Source organism: Staphylococcus arlettae (assembly GCF_002902345.1).
Lineage (GTDB): Bacteria > Bacillota > Bacilli > Staphylococcales > Staphylococcaceae > Staphylococcus > Staphylococcus arlettae.
The window spans coordinates 127,345-140,401 of sequence record NZ_PPQB01000019.1; the positions used below are offsets into that span (position 1 = coordinate 127,345).

Sequence of the window (13,057 nt, forward strand, 5' to 3'; positions counted from 1 at the left end):
AAAATTAAAAATGACTTAGTTTTAACTTTATTTATATAAGTCAACTTGAAAGTAGCTAAAAATCTATCCATTATAATCACCTACTTTTTCAATGAAAATTTCATTTAATGATGGTTCCACCACTTCAAACCGTTTCACAAAGCCGTAAGAAGTTACAATATCAAAAATTTCTGTTGCCACTGCTTCATTGTCAATTTCAACTTTGATATCTCGTTTTGTTCTCGTAACTTCTTTAACACCTGGAATACTATCTATCTCAGACATTTCGGCATCCGTTTCTATTATCACACGCTTATTGCCATGATTTTTTTTCACTTCATCAATCGGTCCTGCAACTACTAATTGACCTTGGTTCATAATGCATACATCATCACATAATTCTTCTACGTGCTCCATCCTATGTGAACTATAAATGATAGTAGTGCCGCTGTCGTTCATATCTTGTACTGCTGATTTCAATAATTCAACATTGACTGGGTCTAACCCACTAAAAGGTTCGTCTAATATTAATAAATCAGGTTCATGAATCATACTCGCCAATAATTGTATTTTTTGTTGATTACCTTTTGATAAAGCTTCAATCTTCTTATCTTTATTTTGGACAATATCAAAACGTGTTAACCAATAATCAATAGCTTGTTTGATTTTTTGAGATTTCATACCTTTTAACGTAGCAAGATAAAACAATTCATCATATACCTTCATTTTAGGATGTAATCCACGTTCTTCAGGTAGGTAGCCAATTTTATCGTACAATTTTTTATCTATTATTTGATTATTGTAAGTGATGGAACCTTCAGTAATGGGGGTCAAACCTAAGATCATCCTAAAAGTCGTAGTTTTACCTGCCCCATTTCTACCTAAAAATCCTAACATCTTCCCTTTTTCTAACTTTAAAGATATATCATTAACTGCCGTGACCGATTTATATTTTTTTGTGACACCATTGATTTGCAATGTCATTACTCAACTACTCCTTCTATTTTTTATTATCTATGTTAAGCTTATTGATTTTTATACTTTTACAATAAAAAGCATTTATCACAGTGAATTCTTTGTTGATAAATGCTTTTGTCTAATCCAGTTAGTAGTCATCCTTATGATAAACACTAGCCTCATGTTTAATCATATCTTTCGGATACACGCCGTATTTGTTATTTTTCGAAACGCTATCGAAACAACATATTACTATTTGATAAATAGCTAGTATCTGGATCGTTATGTACATGAAACTTAATAGAACCCAACTTGATACGTTTTCAAAATTTGGATCCATTAAATTGATAGTATTAACAAATATATAAAATGTTATTCCTAGTGCTGACGCTAAAATAGGTATGAACATCGTTCTATCCGTGTCATGAAAACGTCTTACTTGTAGTGCTAAATTAGGTATAAATGTTGCAATGCCGTATAGTAAGCCATAACCTATCATTAATAGTAATAATACTATGCCTACAGCTGTCATGGCTTCGGCCTCTGTTACTATTCCCATAATTATTAAAAGTATACTAATTACACCAATTACAATAGCTGGAACCATGAAAATTAAGTGCCAAATAATCATATACCAATATTCGCTTCGTCTCGATCGTCCTGTAAAATTAACATAATTACGCCAAAACAATTTAAATGCCCTGCCAAAACTGATTTTTTGTGTCATCATTCCACTCCTAAATAAGTAAATTAAGCACGTTATATAGCTGCTTAACTACTTTGCTTGCAGCTACAATTTAATATATTATGTTAAAGTACAATAATTTGATTATCTTGATATCTTAAATTGTTTATTTTAGATAGTATACCAAACATTTTTATATCTATATATATTTATCGAAAACATTTAACTTACAAATATTTTTGCATTAATTATAATGATTAACAAGGAGGCTAACATTTGGACTTTATACAGCGAGATACAATAACGATTGCAAAAGATTTATTAGGTGTTCGTGTACTATACCATGACAAACAGCAAACCTATAGTGGCTATATAGTCGAAACAGAGGCATATTTAGGTGTAGTTGATCAAGCAGCTCATGGTTTTAATAGCAAACGTACTCCTAAAGTAGAATCACTTTATAAAGAAGGTGGTACAATCTATGCTCACGTTATGCATACACATTTGCTTATCAATTTTGTAACACAACTGGAAAATATTCCAGAAGGCGTACTTATTCGTGCAGTTGAACCTGAAGAAGGTGTAGAAGCTATGACAGCAAATCGAGGTAAAAGTGGTATAGATTTAACAAATGGTCCGGGTAAATGGACTAAAGCCTTCAATATACCTCGATATTTAGATGGTTCTAAACTGAATGAAGGTAGATTAGAAATCGATACCAAAAATCGCAAATATCCTCAAGCAATAATTTCAAGCCGTCGCATTGGCATTCCAAATAAAGGCGATTGGACCTATAAACCATTGCGTTATACCGTACGAGGAAACCCGTATGTTTCACATATGAGAAAATCTGATATGTTACCCCCTCAAGATACTTGGAGATAATTGCTTTTTAATGACATTAAATAGAGCTTGGAACATTGATTATGTTCCAAGCTCTATTATTAATTTATTTCATTATAACTCCAACTGTCTTTGGTTAATCCAAGATTCTAACTTTGGACTAAAAACGAGTTGAGATTGTTTTAAATCTTCTATTGTTCTTGCATTAAGCATCGTCATTATCGTTTTAATTTGTGCTACAAATTGGTCGACATATTCTAATGTTTCGGTAATACCATGATTTTCAATTTGATTTAAGAACGGACGTGACATTCCAACTGCATTTGCACCTAACGCTAGACATTTCACTGCATCTAATGGCGTACGTACCCCACCACTAGCTAGAATATTCATATCTTTCTGGAAAGATGTGCTTTCTAGTAATGATTCTACCGTTGTTTGACCCCAATTTGATAAATAATTCATATCTTTAAGTGAACGTCTTTCATTTTCAATATCTACGAAATTGGTGCCACCTCTACCACTAACATCAACATAGCGCACTCCTATTTTTTGAAGCTGACGTATTGTTTCTTTACTCATACCAAAACCAACTTCTTTGACTATAACAGGTACATCAACACGTGAAACAATACGAGCTAAATTATCCATCCATGTTGAAAAAGTACGATTGCCCTCTGGCATAACTAACTCTTGTGGTGAATTCACGTGGACTTGTAACGCTTGAGCATTGAGTAAGTCAACGGCCTCTATAGCTTTGTCTACAGGGACATCAGCGCCCACATTACTAAAGATAATTCCTTCTGGATTAGTCTCTCTTACTACACTAAATGATGAAGCCATTTTACTATTACGTAACGCTGCATGTGTAGAACCTACAGCCATTGCTAGACCCGCTTCACGTGCAATAACAGCTAATTTTTCATTAATCTGCTTTGTCCAATCACTACCACCTGTCATAGCATTGATATAGATTGGAATGTCTAAAGTGAAATCACTTAATTCACTTGTCAGTTCGACATCTTTAACATCGATATCGGGTATGGAGTGATGTACAAATCTCATTTCATCAAAATCAGATAATTTAGCATCAGTTTGCGCCATAGCAATTTCTACATGATCATTCTTTCTTTGTTCTCGTTTAAAGTCGCTCACTTTCGTCCCCACTTTCATCTTGATGGTTCATATTGCAAATAACTCAAACTAACTTAAAACCATCTCTTTTTTTTAAAATACCAAATACATACAATAGTTATGATTAACATTATTGACAATACTATAAAATAACCATAATGCCAATTTAATTCTGGCATATAGCGAAAATTCATACCATATATGCCTGCTATGAGTGTTAAAGGTAAAAATACCATAGAAACTAAAGTTAACACTTCCATTATTTTGTTCATTTTATATGATGTGTAAGACACATAATTTTCTCTTATTTCATTAGTCATCTCTTGCGATACTTTTAAAATATTCTCTTGTTTGATGATATGATCTTCAACATGTTGTATATATAATTCGCTTTGATGATCAGTAAATAATACTTGATCTTCTTTCAAATCTATAATGAGTGTTTGCATTGGATATACTAAACGCTTTAGTTTAATAACGTCAGATCGTAATTTAAACACATCATCCATGATTTGTTGATTTGAAACATCATTAACTTGAGTGTCTTCAAATTCATAAACTTTATCTTCTATATTATACGTATAATCAAAGTAATCATCAATCAAACTATCTAGTATTTTCAACACCATATGTGCGCTTATCAGCTGTTCATTTCTATTCGCTTGCATATAATCAACAACGCTTTCTAATACTTGATGTGTTTCATGGTGATAAGTGACTAAGACGTTATGTTGAATAAATATATTCAATGCTTTAGGTCCTAGATCAGCACTACGAATGCCATGCATGACTAGATATTGATATGTTTGATATGTTTTGTATTTTGCTCTAGGTGTTTCATTAACTGTATCATCAATTTCCAATTGATTAAACTTAAAATGTGTTGCTAATAACTTATTTTCATCTTCGGAAGGTTGATTAAAATCATACCAAACAAATCGAGCATCTGCTGGAATTTGTACAATATGATGCGCTGTTGCTATTTTGTTATCAATAGTCTGAAAACGAATAGTAAGTGTCATGATTACCTCCCGAAAAGACTTTTCTCTATTTTATCATGAAACACATTAGATGTATGTTTAAACTATTTTTAGTAAAATATAGTTAACAATTCATTTTAAACTTTATAGGAGTTGACAGAAATATGACAGGCGCTTTTACGGTCACTTATACAGTTAGTGACGACATGATTGATCACAATCAACATATGCATGACGCTAATTACAATAGTGTCTTTAGTACCGCAATTAATCAATTCAATTATACACATGGTCTTTCATTGGCTGAACGTGAAACATTAAATTTCACTATCTTTACTGCCGAAGAACAAACTTCCTATTTGTCAGAACTTAAATTACGCGATACTTTTACTATTCACTTGTATTTGTATGATTTTGATGCTAAACGTGTACACTTTTTCGCAATGCTTATTAAGGATGACGGGTCTGTAGCTGCAACTAACGAAGCTATGATGCTAGGCATAGATCGCGCTACCAAAAAGGTCAGTCCTTTTCCAGATTCATATTACAATCAATTAACACTTTATAAGCAACAACAAGCTACTATTGATTGGCCGAAACAGCTCGGTCATCAAATTGGCATACCAAAATAAATGAGGTGATACAATGGAACATCCAATAACTGAACAAGTAAACCTACAGTTATATGACTATTTTGATAATGTTAAAGTAGCTTTAAGTGAACTTAATCAATCTAAAGCTTTAGTAATAAATGGCCCTACTGAGAAATTATTAAAGCGCGGATTTGATATAAGTTACTACCAAGGTCAAAAAAAGGCAATAGATGCTATTAATACTTTGCTTCAAACTTATTCAACAGATGAAAAATTCATACAAATTTTCACTGATTATGCTATCGAAACTGATGAATCTTATAGCAGAGCGTTAGAACAATTCAGCAAATTATTAGATATACCTGACGAATTTGACACACAATTAGCTACTTTTTATCAATTAAAAGGACAAAAGTTTATTATCGACAATATTAATGCGCTAATACGTGAAAATTAACTATTAATAGCCACTAATACAAAGTAAGAAGCTGAAATCTATCAATGTGATTTCAGCTTCTTCTATTTACAATAAAATGATTTAGTGTTCAGTATTTCAAAATATACAGATAGTCTCTGAGCATTATTAAGCTTCCCTATAATTGTGATAGTATCAAAAATTAATATTGGTTGAGAAAACTCCCAAATCGGAATCTTAACCAGCTATTAGAGTATCTATCCAATTTTAGTAAAATTTGAATTTTCATATTCTATGATTTGACTTGAATGAATTTTTTCTCTTTTTATTCATAAAAATCGACTTCTTAATTTTATATTGTTGTTCTTCCTTAAATTCGGCTATCATAAAATCTCTAAATCAATGATTAACTGCAATCCAAATTTCACTGTAAGCAGTTTCTCTATTAGAATCATTAAATTTACTAAAAGAAAATATTGGAATATCAGCTAAATTATACTCTGTTTTTGGTAACCACTCTGAAAAGATCTTAGCATATGTGTCTTGTAACACTTTTGGGAATTCACCCTCATTTTCAAAGACTACCCATTTACTTTCATCAATATTTATAACATCAAACTGATTACTTATATTATTCTCAGTTGTCAAAACACCAATCATATGAGTTAAAAATCCTTCTTCCTTAGTAAAATCTTCATCAACATTATATGAAACATTTATAAATTCATTAGGTCCAATATTTTGTAAATAGTGCATTTGTTTATTTTGATCACTAGTAATGCTATTTGCTAATTCTTCAATTTCATTATTAACACCTTCAAATTGCATAGAAACACGCTTTTTAAATCCGACTATATTAACTTCTGGTAATTCTTCAATTCTAGTTTTCATATTTATTCCTCCTTTAACATTAATAGCAAATGAAAGTTTTGGATATGAAATTAAAACTTGGTCTTCATATATTTGAGATGGTAGATATCCACTCCATTCTTTAAAGGATTTTGTAAAACCATCAATCGAATATCCATATTTTATAGCTACATCTGTTACAGATTTCTTATCCAATAAATCTTTATTAGCAAAATATAATTTTCTCTTTTTTATATATTCAGATAAGCCTATACCAGTGAGAAATATAAATAAATTTCTGTAGTGTTGCTCAGGTATACCAACAAAATGCGCTATATCAGACAAACTCAAATTTTTAGTTAAATTTTCATCTATATAATCTATAGAATTATTCAAGTCTTTTAATATCATATCTATCACCTTTCGACTTTATAATAATTAATGACAAAATAAATGACTCGATAATCTCTATATAAAAATTATCGAGTCATTTATTTTACTTCCGAAATCTAAATTCACGCTGCCAAAAACCAATTTGTTTTACAATTGCTTTTCGACCGCTTTCATCAAACAATAACGCCATGATTGTATACATGTCTAAAACTTTTTCAATTGTCGAGAGTGCTCTGTAGTTCAACACACACTTCTTATTAATTTGTAGCTTTCGCACACTTAACTAACTATAATCAACATCAAAGTTAATCTTGTAACGAAGCTACAATTTGTCTTACTGCTTTATGTGATTGTCGAATTGGGTATAGCGGGAAATCATGGACCATTCTTTTATATGGATAAAAATGTATTGCACGCTGATTAAATTCCAACAACTCTACAAGTTTTTGCATATCTGGATAATACACTTCTTTAGTACTGCCAAACATATATATAGGAGGCAATTGTGTTAAATCACCATTAATCGGTGATATTAAAGGATGGTCTAAAGTTAAATCACCGGCCCAGCATTGTAAAACTTGTTTAATTCCTTCTTTATTAATTAATTTATCACGCTTTTCCATACCTTCTGTTATAACGTCATTATTTAATTCAGCATCTAGCAATGGCGAAATCAAATATATTTTATTAGGCGTTGGCTTATTTTGCGCTAATAACTGTTGCACAAAACTTAAAGCTAAACTACCGCCAGTCCCATCACCCATTATTACAATATCTTTACTATCTACTTCTTTTAATAATGAATCATATAAGTCCATAATAGCTTGATAAGTAGTATGAACATGTGCAATAGGTGCTTTAGGATATATAGGCATAATTACTTCATGTAATGTATTTAAAGCTAATTTATCCATAAAGCGCCAATGAAATACAGATGGCTGTAAGACATTATAACCACCATGAATATAAAGCAATTTTTGTTTGTTATTATGCCTAAAATTAAATCTAAATACTTGCATGCCTTGAAAATCTTGTTTTTCTAAATTAGACTTTACATTTAAACTTTCTGGTTGTTTATGTTTTTCTTGATTTTTAGTTCTTCGTTTTTCCAAAAATTGTTGTAGCGCCTCATCATTCTCAAATTTCATCGTTCTGTTATGCAATAAATACTTTTTTATGACACTATTCATTAAATTAAGTTCCATTAATTTATCAATCCTACTTTTTTGTTTATAAATAATTATATTTTAATATTTTTATTGTAATTTCATAAGTAACTTGTAATAAGACACTAATAATTTTATACTTATTTGCTCAAAACAGTTATAATTAATACTATATTTAAACAACTCGATTGTCCACGTACTTAATATTAATTATTTTTATACCAATTTATATTAAGTTATTTTATATTATAACAAACCTAACATTAAAATGATAAAGTTAGAAAATACAGTGTTATAATAGGAGGAAAACATATGGCCAAAGACACACATCACTTCAAAAACTTTGAACATACTTTAACGACCGCTCCTATGCAAAGAGGTGCACAATATGCAGAAAAAAAGAAAAAATCATGGGTTAGCCTGATTATTCATATTATTATTTTAATACTGTTAGCAATTACAGGTTATAGTATGTATAATGATCCAATTGTTAATCTAGTGTTGGCTGACGAACAGATTACTTTTAGCCAAATTACTCATTTTCAAGACACCTTAAACAATATTTCAAATTTGAATATTAATATAGACAACATAGAGAATCTACATTCTATTATTGATACTTTAATTTTCATTTTTTATATTTTTTTTATTGCGATTATTTTAAGTTTAATTTTCACAATTTTCATCCTAATATTTAATCGTACTGTCTTAAAAATCATAAATTTATTTATCATGATTATTATGTTAGTCATTACATTTGGTTTTTCTATTATAATCAAAAATATTGCGAGTCGTATCGCGAATTCTATGAGCCAATATTATATAACAGTTAAGCCTAGTAACGTATTGATAGAAGCAGATGCCATCCATAATGCTTTAATATTATTAAGTTGTGCTGTTGCTCTTGTTATCATAAGTTTGTTCTTTAGAAATAGACGTACACGTATCAGTTAAAAAACAATTGAATAACTTCACTATTAATAGTGCTAATATATAACAAAAAGATCTGGGACATACTGTCCCAACTTCAGAACGTAAACAACCCCTTTGCAGTAATTTGCGAAGGGGTTGTTTATTTTCTATTTATATAATTTTTTCAAAATAGTACTGATTCTTTTACTAACCACATTGCTATTTTTAGATTTATGGCATCACAAATTAGCGTGGTCTCCATGGAAAATTTTTTAATTCCTCTGTTTAATTTATATAATTTATAATATCTTCCGTATAATATTGGCAGTGATTTGGGCCGACTCCTGCGGGAATAGCGCTAGCCGAAGACTACAGGCTGAGGCAGTGCCCGCGGAAAGCATGCACAAAAAAACTGCCAACAAAGTCAAAGACTTTGTCGACAGTCTAAAGCTGGGACGTTCTGTCCCGTTTTTTTTAATCTCACTTTTTATTCTTTAGAAATATAGTGTTCTTTACCTCGTAAGAATAAACTTAAAATAAACGCTAATGCACTTAATGCTGTCGCAACTAAGAATGCACTATTTACACCATTTATAGATGCCAGTTTTTGAACAAATTCTAAAATTTTCTGTGTTGCCATTTGTTCGCCACCCATTGCTTGAGCCATCTCTTGTAAGCGATCTTTAATAAATGGATTTGTTTTATCTAAATCTTGTGAATATGTCGAAACATATTGTGTTGTTTGCGTTGACATAACAGTAACAAGTAACGCTGTACCAATTGACCCTGCCAATTGACGTAACGTATTCGACAATGCATTACCATGCGAAATTAATCGTTGTGGCAATGAATTCATACCCGCTGTCATGATAGGCATCATTATAAAACTCATACCAAATGAACGTATAATATAAATAACCATCAAATGACTATAGGTTGTATTCATATTTAGTTTTGTTAATTCCCAAGTGGCATACGTCATAATACCAGTACCAATAAGTGCCAATGGTTTAATACCTATTGTATCAAGTAAACGACCTGCTATCGGACCCATAAAGCCCATAATAAGAGCACCAGGTAATAGCAATAGTCCTGATTGTAATGGGGTAAATCCTCTTAAATTTTGTAAATATAGTGGTAATAAAATCATTCCACCAAACAAACTCATTGTTACAATCATATTGATTATTGTCGTCAATGTAAATCCAGAATATTTTAATACTTCTAAATTCAACATTGGTACACGCATAGTCAATTCGCGAATCACAAATGCCACAATAAATACGACACCTAAAAGTAAAGTAATTACTACTGATGGCGCGGTCCAACTATTATTACCAGCTTCACTGAAACCATATAGTAAAGAACCAAAACCAATAGTACTAAATATTATACCTGGGATATCTGCTTTAGGATTAGTTGTAACTTGATAAACTCTAAACCATATATAGGCTATTGCGAGAGAAATCAAACCAATAATAAACATACCGTAAAACATAATATTCCAATGGTAGTTTTCAACGATATAACCAGATAACGTTGGACCAATAGCTGGAGCAAGAATCATTGCAATTCCTAATGTCCCCATTGCTGCGCCACGTTTTTCTGGTGGGAATATTGTCATAAAAACATTAGTCCCTAAAGGCATTAAGATACCTGCACCAATAGCTTGTAATACTCTCCCTACCATCATTATAGTAAATGAACCAGAAATACCACAGACAAGTGAACCTAAAGTAAACAGAGTCATCGCAACTAGAAATAGTTTACGATATGAATATTTATTGAATAGGAACGCACTTATTGGTATTAAAATACCATTTACTAACATAAACCCTGTCATCAACCATTGTCCTGTATTAGCTGAAATATTAAAATCAGTATTAATTTTAGGTAATGCCACATTGAGCAAGGTTTGATTTAAAATTGCTATAAACATCCCAAAAATCATTGCAATTAAGACTTTTCCTTGGGACGTACCTTTACCAAACATAAATGCACTATGCTTTTGTTTTAACTTTTCGTTAATTTCTTCCTCTTGCGTATGTGATTCTTCATGCTGAGTAACAGCATTCTGATCACTTGTAAGAGCCTCAGTTTCATCAGAATTATTAGAAATGTTAAGCTTACCATTCTCTTCTGAAATTGCATTAGCATCATTAGCTTCTGATGTTTCATCTGTGTCTCTTATATTAAATTTAGATTGATAACTTTGATGTGATGTATCATTTTCACTTAATGTTTGTTCCGTACGTTGGGTTTTCATTTTCCGTTTACGTTTTGACATAAACAGGTTTACCAAACCAACAAGAATGAGCGCTATGACTACATAAACGATAATGAAGGTCATTGTCATGATTAGACCTCCTTAATTTTTATGAATTTTAACTTCAGCGTTCATTCCTGGAACAACATTTTTAGATGGTTTAGAATCTAATGAAATTTTCACAGGTACAACTTGTGAAACTTTTGTATAGTTACCATCACTGTTTGATGAAGGCATTAATGAAAAACTAGAGGCAGTAGCTTTGCCAACTTCTTCCACTTTACCTTTAAGTTCAGCATCTTCACCATCAAGCTTAATATTTACATCTTTTCCTTCTTCAACATCTGCAATATCTTTTTCATCGACATTAGCAGTCACATTTAACTCATCTAAATTATACGCATAAGCAATTGGTGTTCCAGCTTGTGCCATAGCACCTTTAAGAGCATCTTTTTTCACTATAGTACCATCTTGAGGCATTGTAATACTCGTATTTTGAGCTTGACCATCTTCACCTTTTGCTGCAATTTCAGCGACTTTATCGCCTTTTTCTAATTTGTCATTATTTTTAACATCGAACGACTCAATTTTACCATTAGCTGGTGCAGAAATCTTAATTTGATCTCCATCAACTTTAGCGTTCTCTGTAGTTACGTAACTTGTTGCTTGATTATAGAAATGGAATCCAACTACTCCTATAATTACCAATACAACAATAGTAATGACATTAATCAATATCATTTTCTTCATTACTCTTTTCCTCCTGTTTGCTTTTAAAATTCACTTTATATATTATAGAGACATATGAATTAAAAAAACACCAACACTTCTATAAAATGTGTCGGCTGTTTTAAACTAGATAACGTAGGTGTCCATATGAAACAAAAAGCTAAGTATAAAATCATACGTAATATGATTATTTTACTTGAAGAACATCCATTTGAAGAAATAACAATTAAAATGATTTGTGCATATAGTGGTGTCAACAGAACTACATTTTACGATTATTTTTTAGATAAATATGACTTAATTTCCAAAATACAACAATATCATCTAACTAAATATAAAACCTTATTAACATCTCTTTTGAGTAGCTTTCTTCAGGCTAATTACAGCCAAGCAAAAATCTACAAATTTTTTAAAATTATTTTAACGTACATTAAACGTAACTATGGATACTTTCATGCAATTTTAGTAACCTATCCCAACAAATCCTTATTTTCAGATTATGTAGCGGCTACAAAGTCATCTTATAAAGAAATTCTCGATTTACAAGACAGCATTTATAATAAAAAGCAGTTTGTTATCTATACGATAGGCGGTCAATTAGGTATTATATATTTTTGGATCAAAGAAGGCTGCACTGAATCAGAAGATCAATTAGCGCAAATTTTATTAGCTAATACCATTAAATTACAACGCTAATATTATTTAGTGTTTGTTTTTTATTACTTACTAAAAAATGAGGCTGAGACAATATTGATTGTCTTAGTCTTTTTTCATATTGGCAGTAGCTGAATGTTTGGTATATTGGCAGTTTTTATGCACGCTTTCCGTGGGCACTGCCTCAGCCTGTATTCTTCGGCTAGTGCTTTACCCACAGGAGTCGGCATAAATCACTGCCAACAGGATATGGGTTATATGTATCATATGATTCGATAGGTCGACATTATCTCCTACTATGTAAATATACGAAAAAGCACTACTATTTTGACAAAGCTATATAAATAAAAAATAAACAAACTCTTCGCAAATTAATGCAAAGGATTTGTCTACGTTATGGAGGCTAGAACATCATTGATTTGTCCTAGTCTCTTTCCTTATTGGCAGTTAGCTGACTGCATTGAAAATGCGCTTCAAATCAAGCTTTTTTCAACGCTAGTCA

Annotated in this window: 13 protein-coding genes and 1 pseudogene; 5 read left to right on the top strand and 9 right to left on the bottom strand. The window is 31.2% G+C overall.

What is annotated here, in order from left to right; genetic code table 11:
- The 3 genes and pseudogenes from CD036_RS13410 to CD036_RS09680 form a co-directional block, all read right to left on the bottom strand.
- A pseudogene (locus CD036_RS13410) lies at positions 1 to 71 on the bottom strand (hypothetical protein); the annotation flags it as partial.
- The gene (locus CD036_RS09675) at positions 64 to 963 is read right to left on the bottom strand and encodes an ABC transporter ATP-binding protein (RefSeq protein ID WP_103388524.1); all 900 of its coding nucleotides are present in this window, start codon (positions 961 to 963) and stop codon (positions 64 to 66) included. The gene CD036_RS09675 and the pseudogene CD036_RS13410, both read right to left, overlap by 8 nt.
- Positions 964 to 1,084: 121 nt before the next feature.
- Positions 1,085 to 1,663, bottom strand: coding sequence for a DUF805 domain-containing protein (locus CD036_RS09680; RefSeq protein ID WP_100218114.1), 579 nt, complete (start codon positions 1,661 to 1,663; stop codon positions 1,085 to 1,087).
- Positions 1,664 to 1,897: 234 nt separating this feature from the next.
- Between CD036_RS09680 and CD036_RS09685 the strand changes: the two genes are divergently transcribed.
- The gene (locus CD036_RS09685; RefSeq protein WP_002510298.1) at positions 1,898 to 2,506 is read left to right on the top strand and encodes a DNA-3-methyladenine glycosylase; all 609 of its coding nucleotides are present in this window, start codon (positions 1,898 to 1,900) and stop codon (positions 2,504 to 2,506) included.
- A 72-nt stretch (positions 2,507 to 2,578) separates the two neighbouring features.
- Here CD036_RS09685 and fni read toward each other — a convergent pair whose 3' ends face one another.
- Positions 2,579 to 3,619 (bottom strand): type 2 isopentenyl-diphosphate Delta-isomerase, encoded by a 1,041-nt coding sequence (gene fni / locus CD036_RS09690; protein WP_021459711.1) that lies wholly within the window; start codon positions 3,617 to 3,619, stop codon positions 2,579 to 2,581.
- Between the two features lie 53 nt (positions 3,620 to 3,672).
- Positions 3,673 to 4,620, bottom strand: a complete 948-nt coding sequence (gene corA, locus CD036_RS09695) for a magnesium/cobalt transporter CorA (RefSeq protein ID WP_021459712.1) — start codon at positions 4,618 to 4,620, stop codon at positions 3,673 to 3,675.
- 122 nt (positions 4,621 to 4,742) lie between these two features.
- On the opposite strand from corA, the gene CD036_RS09700 reads away from it, so the two are divergent.
- On the top strand, positions 4,743 to 5,210 hold the full coding sequence (locus CD036_RS09700; RefSeq protein ID WP_021459713.1) for a thioesterase family protein: 468 nt from the start codon (positions 4,743 to 4,745) through the stop codon (positions 5,208 to 5,210).
- Between the two features lie 13 nt (positions 5,211 to 5,223).
- Positions 5,224 to 5,628 carry a hypothetical protein gene (locus CD036_RS09705; RefSeq protein WP_021459714.1) on the top strand — a complete coding sequence of 135 codons (405 nt, stop codon included), beginning with the start codon at positions 5,224 to 5,226 and terminating at the stop codon, positions 5,626 to 5,628.
- 357 nt (positions 5,629 to 5,985) lie between these two features.
- Here the strand turns inward: CD036_RS09705 and CD036_RS09710 are convergent, their stop codons facing one another.
- On the bottom strand, positions 5,986 to 6,846 hold the full coding sequence (locus CD036_RS09710; protein ID WP_103388526.1) for an AraC family transcriptional regulator: 861 nt from the start codon (positions 6,844 to 6,846) through the stop codon (positions 5,986 to 5,988).
- A gap of 287 nt (positions 6,847 to 7,133) precedes the next feature.
- Entirely contained in the window at positions 7,134 to 8,033 is a 900-nt protein-coding gene (locus CD036_RS09715) for an alpha/beta hydrolase fold domain-containing protein (protein ID WP_021459716.1), read from the bottom strand.
- Positions 8,034 to 8,306: 273 nt separating this feature from the next.
- Here CD036_RS09715 and CD036_RS09720 point away from each other — a divergent pair, with 273 nt between their 5' ends.
- Positions 8,307 to 8,948, top strand: a complete 642-nt coding sequence (locus tag CD036_RS09720; RefSeq protein ID WP_002510305.1) for a hypothetical protein — start codon at positions 8,307 to 8,309, stop codon at positions 8,946 to 8,948.
- A gap of 445 nt (positions 8,949 to 9,393) precedes the next feature.
- On the opposite strand, the gene CD036_RS09725 is transcribed toward CD036_RS09720, so the two are convergent.
- Positions 9,394 to 11,262 carry a DHA2 family efflux MFS transporter permease subunit gene (locus tag CD036_RS09725; RefSeq protein WP_002510306.1) on the bottom strand — a complete coding sequence of 623 codons (1,869 nt, stop codon included), beginning with the start codon at positions 11,260 to 11,262 and terminating at the stop codon, positions 9,394 to 9,396.
- A gap of 12 nt (positions 11,263 to 11,274) precedes the next feature.
- Positions 11,275 to 11,922 carry an HlyD family efflux transporter periplasmic adaptor subunit gene (locus tag CD036_RS09730; RefSeq protein ID WP_002510307.1) on the bottom strand — a complete coding sequence of 216 codons (648 nt, stop codon included), beginning with the start codon at positions 11,920 to 11,922 and terminating at the stop codon, positions 11,275 to 11,277.
- A gap of 126 nt (positions 11,923 to 12,048) precedes the next feature.
- Here CD036_RS09730 and CD036_RS09735 point away from each other — a divergent pair, with 126 nt between their 5' ends.
- Positions 12,049 to 12,597, top strand: coding sequence for a TetR/AcrR family transcriptional regulator (locus CD036_RS09735; RefSeq protein WP_021459717.1), 549 nt, complete (start codon positions 12,049 to 12,051; stop codon positions 12,595 to 12,597).
- Positions 12,598 to 13,057: the final 460 nt, after the last annotated feature.